This window comes from Chryseobacterium nakagawai (assembly GCF_900637665.1).
Classification (GTDB): domain Bacteria; phylum Bacteroidota; class Bacteroidia; order Flavobacteriales; family Weeksellaceae; genus Chryseobacterium; species Chryseobacterium nakagawai.
The window spans coordinates 1,635,935-1,650,983 of record NZ_LR134386.1; the positions used below are offsets into that span (position 1 = coordinate 1,635,935).

The 15,049-nt window shown below is 41.4% G+C and carries 20 protein-coding genes; 15 read left to right on the forward strand and 5 right to left on the reverse strand.

The genetic code is table 11. The features are described from left to right. Positions 1-34 precede the first annotated feature (34 nt). The 4 genes from EL260_RS07485 to EL260_RS25905 are packed head-to-tail and all read right to left on the reverse strand — an operon-like array spanning position 35 to position 3,206. Positions 35-1,810, reverse strand: coding sequence for a DUF2326 domain-containing protein (locus EL260_RS07485; RefSeq protein ID WP_116096936.1), 1,776 nt, complete (start codon positions 1,808-1,810; stop codon positions 35-37). Next, on the reverse strand, positions 1,800-2,048 hold the full coding sequence (locus tag EL260_RS07490; protein ID WP_228445352.1) for a hypothetical protein: 249 nt from the start codon (positions 2,046-2,048) through the stop codon (positions 1,800-1,802). Before EL260_RS07490 ends, EL260_RS07485 begins: the two co-directional genes overlap by 11 nt. A gap of 44 nt (positions 2,049-2,092) precedes the next feature. Next, complete coding sequence (locus EL260_RS07495; RefSeq protein WP_228445354.1) at positions 2,093-2,953, reverse strand: hypothetical protein; 861 nt, start codon at positions 2,951-2,953, stop codon at positions 2,093-2,095. Positions 2,954-2,990: 37 nt separating this feature from the next. Next, entirely contained in the window at positions 2,991-3,206 is a 216-nt protein-coding gene (locus EL260_RS25905) for a helix-turn-helix domain-containing protein (RefSeq protein ID WP_109570615.1), read from the reverse strand. A 257-nt stretch (positions 3,207-3,463) separates the two neighbouring features. Between EL260_RS25905 and EL260_RS07505 the strand changes: the two genes are divergently transcribed. From EL260_RS07505 to EL260_RS07565, 13 genes are all read left to right on the forward strand, one after another. Further along, entirely contained in the window at positions 3,464-3,769 is a 306-nt protein-coding gene (locus EL260_RS07505; protein WP_002979435.1) for a DUF4134 domain-containing protein, read from the forward strand. Positions 3,770-3,780: 11 nt separating this feature from the next. Then, a complete protein-coding gene (locus tag EL260_RS07510) occupies positions 3,781-4,110 on the forward strand; it encodes a DUF4133 domain-containing protein (protein WP_099365191.1) in 330 nt (109 codons plus the stop codon). Next, complete coding sequence (locus EL260_RS07515; RefSeq protein WP_123859582.1) at positions 4,107-6,611, forward strand: TraG family conjugative transposon ATPase; 2,505 nt, start codon at positions 4,107-4,109, stop codon at positions 6,609-6,611. The genes EL260_RS07510 and EL260_RS07515 overlap by 4 nt, the downstream gene beginning before the upstream one ends. Positions 6,612-6,639: 28 nt before the next feature. Next, on the forward strand, positions 6,640-7,272 hold the full coding sequence (locus tag EL260_RS07520) for a DUF4141 domain-containing protein (protein WP_123859583.1): 633 nt from the start codon (positions 6,640-6,642) through the stop codon (positions 7,270-7,272). A gap of 3 nt (positions 7,273-7,275) precedes the next feature. After that, positions 7,276-8,271 carry a conjugative transposon protein TraJ gene (traJ, locus tag EL260_RS07525; protein ID WP_123859584.1) on the forward strand — a complete coding sequence of 332 codons (996 nt, stop codon included), beginning with the start codon at positions 7,276-7,278 and terminating at the stop codon, positions 8,269-8,271. 20 nt (positions 8,272-8,291) lie between these two features. Continuing rightward, a complete protein-coding gene (traK, locus tag EL260_RS07530) occupies positions 8,292-8,915 on the forward strand; it encodes a conjugative transposon protein TraK (RefSeq protein ID WP_123859585.1) in 624 nt (207 codons plus the stop codon). 12 nt (positions 8,916-8,927) lie between these two features. Next, entirely contained in the window at positions 8,928-9,356 is a 429-nt protein-coding gene (locus EL260_RS07535; RefSeq protein ID WP_087709239.1) for a hypothetical protein, read from the forward strand. A gap of 18 nt (positions 9,357-9,374) precedes the next feature. Next, a complete protein-coding gene (locus EL260_RS07540; protein WP_123859586.1) occupies positions 9,375-9,659 on the forward strand; it encodes a nitrogen regulatory IIA protein in 285 nt (94 codons plus the stop codon). Next, the gene (gene traM / locus EL260_RS07545; RefSeq protein WP_123859587.1) at positions 9,646-10,983 is read left to right on the forward strand and encodes a conjugative transposon protein TraM; all 1,338 of its coding nucleotides are present in this window, start codon (positions 9,646-9,648) and stop codon (positions 10,981-10,983) included. Before EL260_RS07540 ends, traM begins: the two co-directional genes overlap by 14 nt. Before the next feature lie 24 nt (positions 10,984-11,007). Further along, on the forward strand, positions 11,008-11,907 hold the full coding sequence (traN, locus tag EL260_RS07550; protein ID WP_123859588.1) for a conjugative transposon protein TraN: 900 nt from the start codon (positions 11,008-11,010) through the stop codon (positions 11,905-11,907). A gap of 20 nt (positions 11,908-11,927) precedes the next feature. Next, complete coding sequence (locus EL260_RS07555; RefSeq protein ID WP_123859589.1) at positions 11,928-12,488, forward strand: conjugal transfer protein TraO; 561 nt, start codon at positions 11,928-11,930, stop codon at positions 12,486-12,488. Between the two features lie 12 nt (positions 12,489-12,500). Then, complete coding sequence (locus tag EL260_RS07560; RefSeq protein WP_123859590.1) at positions 12,501-12,950, forward strand: DUF3872 domain-containing protein; 450 nt, start codon at positions 12,501-12,503, stop codon at positions 12,948-12,950. A 140-nt stretch (positions 12,951-13,090) separates the two neighbouring features. Further along, positions 13,091-13,363 carry a molybdenum ABC transporter permease gene (locus tag EL260_RS07565; RefSeq protein WP_123859591.1) on the forward strand — a complete coding sequence of 91 codons (273 nt, stop codon included), beginning with the start codon at positions 13,091-13,093 and terminating at the stop codon, positions 13,361-13,363. Positions 13,364-13,381: 18 nt separating this feature from the next. On the opposite strand, the gene EL260_RS07570 is transcribed toward EL260_RS07565, so the two are convergent. Continuing rightward, positions 13,382-14,179 carry a sulfite exporter TauE/SafE family protein gene (locus EL260_RS07570; protein ID WP_228445358.1) on the reverse strand — a complete coding sequence of 266 codons (798 nt, stop codon included), beginning with the start codon at positions 14,177-14,179 and terminating at the stop codon, positions 13,382-13,384. Positions 14,180-14,278: 99 nt separating this feature from the next. Here EL260_RS07570 and EL260_RS07575 point away from each other — a divergent pair, with 99 nt between their 5' ends. Next, positions 14,279-14,590, forward strand: a complete 312-nt coding sequence (locus EL260_RS07575) for a helix-turn-helix domain-containing protein (protein WP_123859592.1) — start codon at positions 14,279-14,281, stop codon at positions 14,588-14,590. A 28-nt stretch (positions 14,591-14,618) separates the two neighbouring features. Continuing rightward, positions 14,619-14,870 (forward strand): helix-turn-helix domain-containing protein, encoded by a 252-nt coding sequence (locus EL260_RS07580; RefSeq protein WP_449506077.1) that lies wholly within the window; start codon positions 14,619-14,621, stop codon positions 14,868-14,870. Positions 14,871-15,049 lie beyond the last annotated feature (179 nt).

A 15,049-nucleotide genomic window follows, 5' to 3' on the forward strand; every position in this document is an offset into this window, starting at 1 on the left:
CATCTTTTAAAGGAGGTAATTGATAGTTCGCCATTTAAAAAAATCGTTTAAAAATTGTTTCCTGCTCGGTATCTGAATATTCAGCAATTACTTGTTTAGACCAATCAAAATCAAACTTTCCAAACTTACTCTCATCCCCAGTCAAATCAATTTCATCTTCATTGAAAGTAACGATATATTGAAAATTATGTAGTTCGTTTGATTTGTGGTACATATAGTTCAGAACATTGGATATTGTTTTGTATGATATGGCGTGAAATACACCATCGTGTACAAGAAAATCCGGGATACTCCGTTTGTCAATCCTGCTTTTTAAGAATACCATTAAATCATATGCTACAATTTTCAAACGCTCTTGCCCTAAAGCATCCGCTTTAGGAATTTCCAAGCTTATTTTAAAAGGCAATTGGTTTCTTGGCGAAGTAGAGTTTAATGTGATATTAAAATAAGAATTATCAAATTCTTCATCCAAATAGATAGCATTTTCAAGAATTTGTTGAAATAACAATCGCAACTCATCAAGATAGGTTTGTTGCTTGTTTAGTTCGCTGACAATATCCCTCTTTAATTCAGCTATTACAATATTTGAGTTCCCTAATATTTCTTCGATTTCGTCAATTTCTCGTACAATTGAGGTATTCCGTTCTAAAAGTGTTTTTTCATTGACTAATCTTTCGTAGGTACTCTCAATCCTGTCCAATGCACCTCTCTCTTTTAGCATTGAAAATAATTGGCTCCTGTTCTTTTCTAATTTTTCAAGCTGTGTTAAACTTTGGTCTATTGATGATTGTAATTTCTTTTCTTCCTCCAACAAATATTTATTCCTGTTCGCCAAAAGTTGCTTTTTAAAGTCTATAACTTCGTCTAAACTTCTTTTTACAAAGTTGCCAAATGTTGCTACCGTTTCATTGTAGAGCTTACGAATTTTGTCCAGGTCAATAGATGACACTTCGTTATAAGAGGATTTTAGTTTGTCTAATTTCCGGTTTGTATTATGATAGATGACAGATTGCTCATTAATTTCAGAAATAACCTGATTTAATTTTTGCTCTATCTCTTTATGATTGGCAAGAAAGTTATATTCCTTCAGACTGCTTTCGAGTGCAGCAATGTCTTTTTCAATCTTTAACCGCTCTGTTCTAAATTCCTGAATATCTTTACCTGTATCTGCTTTAACCTTTTCTGAAAGGGATTTTACCGTATTATTATACCTTTCGTATTCAGAAGATACTTCGTTATATTTTAAAAGTGTTTTTGTCGGGAGATTTAGCAAATAAAAATTATACAATGCCTTTTCTCTTGCATTGGCATTGTAAGAAACAAAATTTAAAGGGTCAACTCTTTGCTGACTTTGCAAGTCGTCCTTAACAAAAAATTCCATCAACGTTCCATATCTTTTTCCTTCAAAGAATACTTCGTTGTTCTCTGTCGGAAAAAATATCCCTTCCAGCAATTTCGGCATTTCAGATTTTTCATATTCATCAAGAGCATCCGGTCGCTTCCCGAAAAATATTTTTTTTGTATCGGCAAAGCCCCTCTTGATAAAATATTTTTGTTCCTGTACTTCAATTTCTAAAGTAATCGTGTGTTCATCATCACGTAAAAAGTCATACTTTTTTTGAGCAAATCTTTTTTCTGCTTTACCGCTTAATAAGGTAAAATCAACAAGCCTGACCAACGTAGATTTGCCAATACCATTAATCCCTCGTGCTTCTTTATCCCCAGAGTATTTGCCCAATATGATGTTTATTCCATTGTGAAATGGAACAGCATCTATAAGGTTGGTTTCTGAATATATTCTAATTAACATTGTTGAATAAACTTGTTTGATTTTCTTCTTGGCTTTCTTTCTTTACCAATTTGATTTTATATCCTTTTTTCTCAATGCTGCCAATCGTATGCAAGAAGGTCAAGGCATACAGAAAAAGGTCGGGTGTCCTATCTTTATCCCTGTTTAAAAACTTATTCATTATATCATCCACGATAACGTATTTGTTTTTAAAAGGGGAATTACCCATAATACTTATAATATCTGCTCCTAATACCATAAGGTTGGTTTTAAGATTGCTTTCGGGCTGCGGTAATATCATAGTTAATTTTCTGTTTTTCTGCCTATTAAGCACTGTTCAAACATATACAGCAATATAGATTTTACGCATTTTACATATTCATCATCTTTAATGTTTCCATATGTCGTTGTATATTGGTCGGTCAGATTATATAATCTCTCCTTGAAATTTCCTGAAAGTTTATTGTAATCATTTATAACCCTTCTTTTCAGGGTATTAATCTCATCATCATTATATCCCGAAAGTATATTGGTAATCGTATTAAACTCCGTCATCACCAATACCATTTCCGAGTTCATCCCGTCCCAATCTTCCTGTTCAAAGTTGAGTTCGATTTTCTTTTGGGGAGGGACTAATGTTTTCCTGTCGAAATGCAGAGCTTTATCTTCTTCGTTTGATGCATTCAGTAGGTCATTAATGATTTCCTGAATATAGTCCTGTATAAAAAAGCTTTCAATGCCTAAGTAGGCTGCAAGTTTCCTTTTTTTACTTGATAAAAGTTCATCAACAATAGAAAGAATTTGGTCTATCCCCTTAATCGAAGTAACGCCATCTAAACCCTGAATTAGTGTAAATTGTTCCGGTGACACTTCGTGGTTAACATACATTTCCCAATTTGGAAATTTGTCTTTCCAGTTTTTCTGGTATTTTTCAAAATCTCCTTCTTTGTTTGCTGCACCTAAAACTTTTGTTTCAAAATCAGTTTTGCTATATTTTCTTGGCGCATAACAAGCCAATATCTTTTGTTCGGGCAAAATAGTACCGTCATTGCCTTTATCCTTATTCCTCCTGATGGGCGTATAGTTATTAACGCCATATTTCAAAAGAAACAGTTCATCAATAAATTCTTCGAACTCAAATCCTTCTTTGGATTGAATTTGCATTTTAAAAGCGTTCTTCAATAATTTATCCATATACAAATCAGAGTTCCAAATTAATTTTAACCGTACCGTCAAATCCCTTTTCTACTATCTCTTTAAGGGTTTGAAGTTTGATATTATTGCCATAATCAGTTTCGACCTTAGAAATGTAACTCCTTTTCTTACCCACTTTTTGGGCTAATTGTTCTTGAGTTAGCTGTCTTTGTTCTCTGGCTTCCTTCAGCATTTCTCCAATATGTCTGCCTGATATTTTCATCTCAAAAAGGATTAAAAGTGACTTTATTATGAATGTACAAATGTAATTTAAAAGTTGCATTGAACCAACTGTAAATTGCAATAAAAGCCTCCCATCATTTGTACTTCCGCTCTGGAAGTCCCCACCAATAAAGCCACTCACAGCCAAACACTTCCTCTGACTGCCACTTTCTTATAATGCCTCTTTTTCCACAAGACATTTGTCCCGAAAGCTCGCAAGGTGCGGGATAAACAGTAACAAATTAATGTGTTTCAATTATGGAAAAACAAAGAAAAAAAGTTTTGCTGGCAGCAGTGGCAATGCTGTCAGGAATTGGTGCATTCGCACAGGGAAACGGCTCGGCAGGTATCAACGAAGCTACCCAGATGGTAACAAGTTATTTCGACCCCGCAACCCAGTTAATCTACGCCATCGGTGCTGTCGTCGGTTTGATAGGGGGCGTTAAGGTGTACAACAAATTCAGTTCCGGCGACCCCGATACATCGAAAACTGCGGCTTCGTGGTTCGGTGCGTGTATCTTCTTGATTGTGGCGGCAACTATCCTGCGTTCATTCTTCCTTTAAACCCTTGCCTTATGAATTACAATATCAACAAAGGCATCGGAAGAACGGTGGAGTTTAAAGGTCTGAAAGCACAATACCTGTTCATTTTTGCAGGTGGCTTGCTCGGTACGCTCATTTTCGTGATGATACTGTATATGGCAGGCGTAAACTCTTACATCTGCCTTTTCCTCGGAGCAGGCGGTGCTTCGCTCATTGTATGGCAGACCTTTTCCCTTAACAGGAAGTACGGCGAACACGGGCTGATGAAAATCGCAGCCAATAAACGGCATCCACGCTACATCATCTGCCGCAAGCCTGTACACCGCTATTTAAAATTCACTTCTAAACCAAATGCCCTATGAGAAATGTTGCAAAGACCACCACACTGGAAAACAAGTTTCCTTTGTTGGCAGTAGAGAACAACTGCATCCTTTCCAAAGATGCGGACATTACCGCCTGTTTTGAAGTGCGTTTGCCGGAACTGTTCACGGTAGCTTCTGTAGAGTATGAAGCCATACACTCCGCTTGGCATAAGGCTATCAAAACCCTACCTGATTTTACAGTCATTCACAAACAGGACTGGTACATCAAAGAGAACTATGCGCCCGATTTGGCAATAGAAGACCAGAGCTTTTTATCGAAGTCTTACCAACGCCATTTTAACGAGCGACCGTTCCTGAACCATTATTGCTACCTGTTTCTAACAAAGACAACAAAGGAAAGAATGCGGATGCAAAGCAACTTCAGTTCGCTTTGCAAAGGTTCGCTGATACCAAAGGAAATCAGGAACAAGGAGACAATACAACGCTTTATGGAAGCGGTGGCACAGTTTGAGCGTATCGTGAACGATAGCGGGTTTGTAAGCCTGCGGCGTTTGACCGAAGAGGACATTATCGGAACGGAGAATACACAGGGATTACTGGAACAGTACCTCACGTTATCGAGGCAAGCCGCAACACCAATGCAGGACATCGCACTCGGAACTGAAGAGGTGCGCATCGGAAACAAAAGGTTAAGCCTGCACGCTCTTTCCGATACGGACGACCTGCCTGGAACAGTATCAGCAGATACCCGTTTTGAAAAGCTATCAACCGACCGTAGCGACTGCCGCCTGTCATTCGCAGCACCTGTGGGTTTGCTGTTAAGCTGCAACCACATCTACAATCAATACTTGTTTTTGGATAACAGCGAAGACAACCTGCAAAAGTTTGAGAAGTCTGCCCGTAATATGCACTCACTGGCAAGGTACAGCCGTGCCAACCAAATCAACAAAGAGTGGATAGAAAAGTACCTGAACGAAGCCCACAGCTTCGGGTTGTCTTCTGTTCGTGCTCACTTCAACATTATGGCGTGGTCGGATGACCCTGCGGAACTGAAACAGTTAAAGAACGATTGCGGTAGTGCGTTGGCACTGATGGAATGTAAGCCTCGCCACAACACAACGGACGTAGCCACATTGTACTGGGCGGGAATGCCAGGCAATGCAGGCGACTTTCCGAGTGAGGAAAGTTTTTACACGTTCATTGAACCTGCATTGTGCTTCTTTACCGAAGAAACCAACTACCACAATTCGCCCTCGCCGTTCGGTATCAAGATGGCTGACAGGCTTACCGGAAAACCTATCCATTTGGATATTTCCGACCTGCCAATGAAGCGGGGCATCATCACGAACCGGAACAAGTTTATACTTGGTCCGTCGGGTTCGGGTAAATCGTTCTTCACAAACCATATGGTTCGACAGTACTACGAACAGGGCGTACACGTCCTGCTCGTGGATACAGGTAATTCCTATCAGGGTTTATGCGAACTCATTAAAGGAAAAAGTAAAGGCGAAGACGGTGTTTACTTCACTTATACCGAAGATAACCCCATTGCCTTTAATCCTTTCTATACCGATGATGGCGTGTTCGACATTGAGAAAAGGGAAAGTATCAAGACTTTGATACTGACCTTGTGGAAACGTGATGACGAACCGCCAACCCGTTCTGAAGAAGTTGCCCTTTCCAATGCGGTAAGCGGTTATATTGAATGTATCAAAACGCAAGATGTGTACCCGTCATTCAACTGTTTCTATGAGTATGTAAAAGGCGATTACCGCAAGGTACTGGAGGAAAAGCAGGTCAGGGAAAAAGACTTTGACATTGCCAATTTCCTGAACGTTCTCGAACCCTATTACAAGGGTGGAGAATACGATTACCTGCTGAACTCAGACAAGCAATTAGACCTGCTTTCCAAACGCTTTATTGTGTTTGAAATTGATGCGATTAAAGACCACAAAATCCTCTTTCCGATAGTCACGATTATCATTATGGAAGTGTTCATCAACAAGATGCGCCGACTGAAAGGTATTCGCAAACTCATCCTGATTGAAGAAGCGTGGAAAGCCATTGCCAAAGAGGGAATGGCGGAATACATCAAGTATTTGTTTAAGACCGTCCGCAAATTTTTCGGCGAAGCGATTGTCGTAACGCAGGAGGTTGACGACATTATCCAGTCGCCCATTGTGAAAGAAAGTATCATCAACAACTCCGACTGTAAAATCCTGCTTGACCAACGCAAGTATATGAACAAGTTTGATGATATACAGGCAATGTTGGGGCTTACCGACAAAGAAAAAGGGCAGGTACTTTCCATCAATATGAACAACGATGCAAGCCGACTTTACAAAGAGGTTTGGATTGGCTTAGGAGGTACACACTCGGCAGTCTATGCCACCGAAGTTAGTTTGGAGGAATACCTCGCCTACACCACAGAGGAAACCGAAAAAATGGAAGTGATGCAGCTTGCTGCGGAACTCGACGGTAACGTAGAACTCGCCATTAAGCATATCGCAATGCAAAGGCGGGACAAAGTAAATCAATAGTCATTAACAATTTAAAAATTCAGAAACAATGAAAAAAGTATTGTATCTGGTGTGTACGGCACTGATGCTCGCCGTAGCACCGTCAGCAAAAGCCCAGTGGGTTGTAACCGACCCCGCAAATTTGGCTTCAGGTATTATCAACTCTGCGAACGAAATCATACAGACTTCTTCGACCGTGAGCAATGTGATAAAGAACTTCAACGAAGTGAAGAAAGTGTACGACCAGGGCAAGGAATATTATGACAAGCTGAAGGCTATCAACAACCTTGTAAAAGATGCCCGTAAAGTACAGCAAACGGTTTTATTGGTAGGCGATGTATCCGAAATGTACGTGCAGAATTTTGGTAAGATGATGAACGACCCAAATTTTACCCCACAGGAATTGGTCGCTATCGGCAACGGTTATTCGGCACTGCTCAATGAAAGTACCGAACTGCTGAAAGAATTGAAGCAGATTGTAACCTCTACAAGCCTTTCGTTGAACGACAAAGAGCGTATGGACATTATTGACCGTGTGTACAAAGAGGTAAAGGAGTACCACAGCCTGGTGCGCTACTATACTAACAAAAACATTTCTGTAAGCTACCTAAGAGCGAAAAAGAAAAACGATGCCCAAAGAGTGCTTGAACTCTACGGAACTGCTAACCAAAAATACTGGTAAACTATGGAATGGAATAATCTTCACGAACTCCTGCGGTCGCTTTATGATGATATGATGCCACTTGCAGGCGATATGGCTGCAGTAGCTAAAGGATTGGCGGGATTGGGAGCGTTGTTCTATGTGGCATTAAAGGTTTGGCAGGCTTTAAGCCGTGCCGAACCTATTGATGTGTTCCCTTTGCTGCGTCCGTTCGCTTTAGGCCTTTGCATAATGTTCTTTCCAACCATCGTATTGGGAACCATCAATGCAGTATTGAGCCCGGTAGTTACGGGAACCCACCAAATACTCGAAGACCAGGTGCTTGATCTTAACCAGCTCCAACAACAGAAAGACCAATTGGAATATGAAGCAATGGTCAGAAATCCCGAAACAGCCTATATGGTATCAGACGAAGAGTTTGATAAAAAACTGGACGAACTGGGATGGTCGCCATCAGACGTAGGCACAATGGCGGGTATGTATATGGACAGGCAGGCTTACAAGATAGAGAAAGCCATAAAGGATTGGTTTCGCAATCTATTGGAAATACTCTTTCAGGCGGCAGCATTGGTCATTGATACCATACGGACGTTTTTCCTAATAGTCCTTTCCATACTAGGACCAATAGCCTTTGCCATTTCCGTATGGGACGGATTTCAGTCCACGCTTACGCAATGGATTACTAGGTATGTCAGTGTTTACCTGTGGCTTCCTGTTTCAGATCTGTTCAGCTCAATGTTGGCAAGAATACAATCCCTCATACTCGAAAGGGATATAGCGATGCTTGCCGACCCTACCTACATACCTGATACGAGCAATACCGTGTACATCATTTTTATGATTATCGGCATCATCGGGTACTTCACTATACCGACAGTAACAGGTTGGGTAATCCAAGCCGGAGGCGCAGGAAACTTTACCCGCAATGTGAACCAAACTGCAATGAAAGCCGGAAACATCGCCGGAGCAGGTGCAGGCTCAACAGTGGGAAACATCGGCGGTAAACTGATGAATAAATAAACAATTAATCATTCTAAAAAATGGAATTTAAAACGCTAAGAAATATCGAAAACAGCTTTAGGCAGATACGTTTGTATGCCATTGTGTTTGCGGTTCTCTGCATTGGCGTGGTAGGTTACGCCGTATGGCGTTCCTACCGCTTTGCAGAAGAACAACGCCAAAAAATCTATGTACTGGATAATGGCAAATCACTGATGCTTGCCTTATCGCAGGATGCAAGCATTAACCGTCCCGTAGAAGCAAGGGAACACGTCAGACGTTTTCACGAGCTTTTCTTCACGCTTGCGCCCGATAAGAACGCTATTGAAAGCAATATGAGCAGGGCATTTAACCTTGCCGATAAAAGTGCTTTTGATTACTACAAAGACTTATCAGAAAAGGGCTATTACAGCAGGATTATTTCGGGTAACGTGCAACAACGCATAGAGGTGGATAGTGTAGTATGCAATTTTGACAATTACCCTTATGCAGTGCGTACCTACGCCAAACAGTTCATTATCCGGTCAAGCAATGTAACCAGACGTAACCTGATTACCTCCTGCTATCTCGTCAACTCCGTTCGTTCCGACAATAACCCGCAGGGCTTCAATATTGAAAAATTTGCAGTCGTGGAAAATAAGGATATAGAGGTCATCGAACGCTAAAAAAACAATCTTATGGAAGCATTATCAGATTTAAGCACGTTCGCAAAAATCCTTACCGACAAAGGATATAACGGGTATTTCCATACGCAGGGGGTGTATGCCGGAAAGCTGAAAGACAGCATCAGCGAATACCTTGAAAGCTGCCAAAAAGGTACAGACAGTTTGCCTAAGCAGGACTTACTGTTGACAGGCTACCTGCAATGGTCGGGCGATGACAAGCCGCGTGTAGAATGCAGTATGTGGGTAAAGTACCTGAATGGCAAATTCTCATTGAGCCGTATGGAAGTAGCCAAGAAAGACGGCTTTGGGCAACTGCTCAAAAAATCGGAACTGGCAAACCTGTCCGTAATGTCCGCACCCAAATTAACGGAAGCGGTCGCACTGGTCAACGATGCACCGAAGCAACAGGCGGGTAAAAGTCCTAAGCGTTTCAAGCTATAACACAGAAATAGTAAGGCTATGAAAAAATTAAGAGCAAATATGGACAGGTACTTTGACAAGTTGGACGACCGTTGGCGGGCGTTGCCCTTGCTCAAACAGCACCAATATACGCTGTACTTCTTTGTGGGTTATCTGCTGCTTACCGTAGCGGTCATTGGCAAAGTGATGTACGATACCTCAAAGTCCGGTAACGGTATGGTCATAGAGCATATCGAAAACCCTGTCCTTAAAAGTAAAAATCCAGCAAGGTTGCAGGATAGTGTATCAACAATTTTAAAAAATCAGATTTATGAAAGAAAATGAAAAAAGGGTCAGCTTTCTTGTTGAGGGAGAAGACCAAAACGGAACATCAAATCTGCCGGATAATAAAAAGAGCAATAAGGATAAGCTCAAAAAGCCAATCATATTCCTTTTGATGGGCGTAGTATTTCTCGGCTGTATGTACCTCATATTTAAACCGTCGAAAGATAAAAAGGCGGTTGAAAATATCGGGCTGAACGATGCCGTGCCGCAGGCTACGGGAGCAGGAATGCCCGATGATAAAAGCAAGGCGTATGAGCAGGAAATGCTCGAACGCAAAGAGCAGGAAAAGCGCAATGCACTGACCACGCTTTCTGATTATTGGAATACTGAAGACACTACATCTGCCGACGATGAAGGAAGTTTACCTGAAGAAGACGAAAGCAACGGCTTTGGTGGTGGTGGCAGAAATTCGGGAAGAAACGGAAACACTGCACTAAACAGCTACCGTAATGCACAAAGCACACTGGGTTCATTTTATAATAATGACAATGCCGAAACAATGGAACTCCGTAAGCAAGTGGACGAACTGAAAGAAAAGTTGTCGGAAAAAGATGTGCCACCTGTGGCCACCGTTGACGACCAACTCAAATTAATGGAGAAATCCTATGAAATGGCTGCAAAGTATTTGCCGCAAAATGCTAATACCGGAAATGCTGCTCCTGCCAACGGTGCAACTCCTGGGGCTGCGGGTGCTAACCAAAAAGAGCAATTTGTATCGTTCACACCAACAAGAAAGAACATTGTATCAGCCTTGTACCGTGAACCGTCGGACAGTGCCTTTGCAGCCGATTGGAGCCAAACAAAAAACCGTGGGTTCTATACCGCAGGTTCTACTGAAGAGGTAGTACAGCCTAAAAACAGTATCAAAGCCTGTGTACACGAAGCCCAAACGGTGGTTGGCGAAACGGGTGTGCGTTTACGCCTGTTAGAGCCTGCTAAAACCCCGCAACGTACCATTCCAAAAGGAACGATTATAACGGCTAATGCAAAATTTCAGAATGGCAGGCTGCAATTAAAAGTTACCTCCGTAGAACTGGAGGGCAATATCATCCCGGTAGATATTACCATTTACGATTTGGACGGACAACAAGGCTTGTACGTTCCGTATTCGCCGGAAATGAACGCCCTTACCGAAATGGCGGGCAATATGAGCCAGACCGGAGGAACAAGTGTAATGCTCACGCAGAATGCCGGACAACAGGTAGCGGCTGATTTAAGCCGTGGCGTGGTACAGGGGATTTCGGGCTATTTCGCCAAGAAAGTAAGAACACCAAAGGTTACGCTGAAAGCGGGCTATCAGGTCTTCCTTGTATCTAAAAAATAATGTTGAACTCAAATAAATAAAACAATGAAAAATCATTTAAAAACCTTTTGGGCTATTGCCCTGATACTCGGCTTTGCCGTAACAACTTATGCACAGGACAGTGCAACTGCAAAAACACCGCTTGCATTGGGCAAGATAGAACCGTACCGTATGGAAGTGACCTACGATAAAACTTCGCACCTGATTTTCCCGACCGCTATCCGTTACGTGGATTTGGGCAGCGAATACCTGATTGCAGGTAAGGCTGAAGATGCCGAAAACGTATTGCGTGTAAAAGCATCGGTAAGGGACTTTGAGCCGGAAACGAATTTTTCCGTTATCACGAATGACGGGCGTTTTTACAGCTTCAACGTGTATTACAGTTTCTACCCGGAGGCTTTGAGCTACGACCTGCTCACAATGCAAAAAGCGGTGGATAAAGCCAAAGGTAACGATGTGCTTTTTGAGGAACTGGGCAACAATTCTCCCTCACTGGCAGGCTTGCTTTTGGAAACCATTTACAAGAAAGATAAGCGCATTGTAAAGCATATCGGGGCTAAGAGTTTCGGCATTCAGTTTATCCTGAAAGGGATTTACATACACAACGGCAAATACTATTTCCATACGGAATTGAGAAACCGTACCAATGTGCCTTTCGAGATTGATTTTATCAATTTCAAAGTCGTGGATAAAAAGGTAGCCAAACGCACCGTAGTCCAGGAACGCCCTTTAACTCCTTTGAGAACTTACAAGCCATTGGACGGTATTGCCGGAAAATCGACCGAACAAAATGTTTTCCTGTTAGACCAGTTTACCATTGCCGATGATAAGGTGTTGCTGATTGAGATTTTCGAGAAAAACGGCGGCAGGCATCAAACATTGCAGGTCGAAAATTCCGACCTAATCAAAGCCCGTTTGATTGACGATATGCACCTAAAATTTTAATAACCCTTTAAAGCAAGAATATGAAAAAGTGTATCTATACCGTGCTGTTTGTCCTGATAGGCATCACGGCTGCACAGGCACAAAGGATGCTGCCGAAGCAGAAGGGATTGGAAATAAGTGCAGGTGTATTTTCCAATGATAAGATTGGCAATGATTACTACATCAGCGCAGCAATGACCATAAACGGTAAGAATGGTAACTATCAGCTTTGGGCGTTGGAATATACCCACCAGTACCACGATTACAAAGACCTGCGCATACCGCAGGAAACCTATTCCACAGAGGGCGGTTACAGCTTCTTTTTGTTGGGAGATGCCCGTAAGAACATTACGCTGAATTTCGCCGTAACGGGCGTGGTCGGTTACGAAACCATCAACCGGGGCGAAACAATGTTGTACGACGGTGCGAAGATATTGAACGAAGATAATTTTATCTACGGAGCAGGCGGTCGCCTCACTTTTGAAACGTACCTGTCCGACCGTTTTGTATTAGTCCTGCAAGGGCGTACAAAAGTGCTTTGGGGTACTGACTTACAACAGTTCCGACCATCGGCAGGTGTGGGATTAAGGTTTAACTTTTAAAACGTAAAAACGATGATTACATTATTCAATAAATTCAGAACAGGGCTACTGCCATTGTATGTATTCCTGACAATCCTCACAGCTTCGGTTACGTTGGTATCTTGCAGCAAAGATGATGACCTCGAAATACAGAACAATTTTCCTTTCGAGGTCAATGTAATGCCAGTGCCTAAAGATGTAGCCAACGAGCAGACCGTAGAAATACGCATTACCATACAGCGTACAGGCAATTACAGCAATACGCAGTATTTTCTCCGCTATTTCCAGTTTGACGGGCAGGGAACTTTGCAATACTACAACGAACCGCCATATCTGCCCAATGACCTGTACCAATTACCAACGGAACAGTTCAGATTGTATTACACTTCGACATCTGCCGTATCACAGTCCTTTGATGTTTGGATTTCGGACAGCTTCGGGAATGAAAAGCAGATAAGTTTTCAGTTTAACAGCAGCGATTAAAAGGAATATTTCAGTTTGTAAAAAACGGCTTGTCTTTTTGATAAGCCGTTTTCTATTTACAGGGTGTTTGCTTAGGTGCGTTTTAACGGTTCATCAATATTTCTTAAATTTATACTTGTGAAATTAAAAAATGTGAGGATATGGTTTCATCATTAGTTATTGGGATAATATTTTTGGTTGCGGGCTTAGCACTTCGTTACTGGATTAACAGAAGAAAGTTTTACAGGCGCAGCCCTATGGCAGCAGAGGGCTTTTCTTCTTATGAAAGCTCGGTCTTCATTAAATTTATTGAAAGGGTTGGTAAATGGGTAGCGTATGCGCTGATTATATTCGGGCTGTTATCGCTATGGGTTTACTCCCGTGAAAAAAAAGATAAGGCAGCGGTAAATACCGAACAACCTGCCCAACGTTGATTTTATACTTTTCACAACTTATAGCAAAGTGCAGATAATCAAAATTACGCTAATGACTATCAGCCCCCAATAAACATATTTGAAAAATTCCCCGTCTTTTAATTGATGATTTAAGTATCTGCCTAAAAATATAGCAGGAATAGTTGTAACCAGTGAAATCAAAAAATATGTATTCACTTGCGGGGTAACAAGTCCTTTAGCATAATATCCTACCACACTTATAAGGCTAACGGGCAGGAAATAAGCCTGCAATGTAGCCCTGAAATATTTTGGGTTCCATTGCCTTAAATTCCCATATACAACCAATGGCGGACCATTCAGACCGTATGCTCCGCCAAATATTCCCGATAAAAAGCCACAGACAAAAAGCCAAAACTTATTGTCCTCCTTTAATACTTTATTGCTATTGAAATAAAGCGAATACAGGGAATACAATATTATCAATATCCCAAGCCCTGTTTTTAACAAAATTTCATTTCCATACAGCAGAATGATGATACCAATAGGTACACCAAGTGCGGCATATAAAATCAGCCATTTGGCACTGTAAAAATGGATTTTTTTATGGTCTTGCACCACAATTACCAGTGCGATAGCTACGGACAGCATAACAGATAAGGGAACGGCTATATCCGCTGGTAGGAAAAAAAGAAAAAGCGGAACGGCAACTAACGCTTCGCCAAACCCTAATGTGGAGCGTACTAAAGATGCTATGAAACTAATGATAAGGATAATAAAATTGTCAATACGGAATATGTTTTGATTATTTTTTGAAAATCCAAATTTACAAAAATTGCTGACGGTATAGTAATTCACTACGCCAAACAGTGCCTTTCAACGCCACTGACTGCAACCTATCCCAATCCTGAAATAAGCCTTTATAAATTCGACTTCCACAGCAAAATTGAGCAAACAATGGAAGTTATCGCAATACAAAAATCCGCACTGGACGGAATGAAAAATGAGCTAAAAGCACTTTTGGAACTGACCGAAAATGCCACGAAAAAATACACGCCAATTTTCGCAGAAGAGCAATGGCTCGATAACCAGGAAGTGTGTCTGATGATGAACATTACCAAAAGGACTTTACAGACCTATAAGGACAAAGGCTTGCTGCCTTATTCCAAACTGAACCGCAAGAACTATTATAAACGCTCGGATGTGCAGGCTTTACTCGAAGCCGGACAGCCGTACAATACTGCCGAAAATGGATTTATTCACGAATGACAATGAGGAAATCATCGCCCACAGGGAAATGATTACACAGCTACGCAGCCGTATTGAAAGCATATTGAAAAACTATCGTCCTGTAATGAACGGAGAAATATACCTTTCGGGCGAAGATGTGTGCAAGCTGCTCCATATCAGCAAGCGGACTTTGCAGCAATACAGGGATGATAATATCCTGCCGTATATACAAATAGGCGGTAAGATTATTTACAAGGAAAGCGATATTATGACCATACTGGAGCAAAATTATATTACACAAAAAACAGTTTGGCTGTAATCTTTTTTGTACTATATGCGGGCAAAAAGATACGAGTTTAGTATCTTTGCTATTGAAAATATAGAAAATACTTAAAGTGTTTTTGCTTTAAGTCCCACATTGAAAACTGGTAATTTTTAGACAACGGGACATAATAAGTAAGAACGCTCACGTCAAAGGCGTGGGCGCTCGCTTATTCG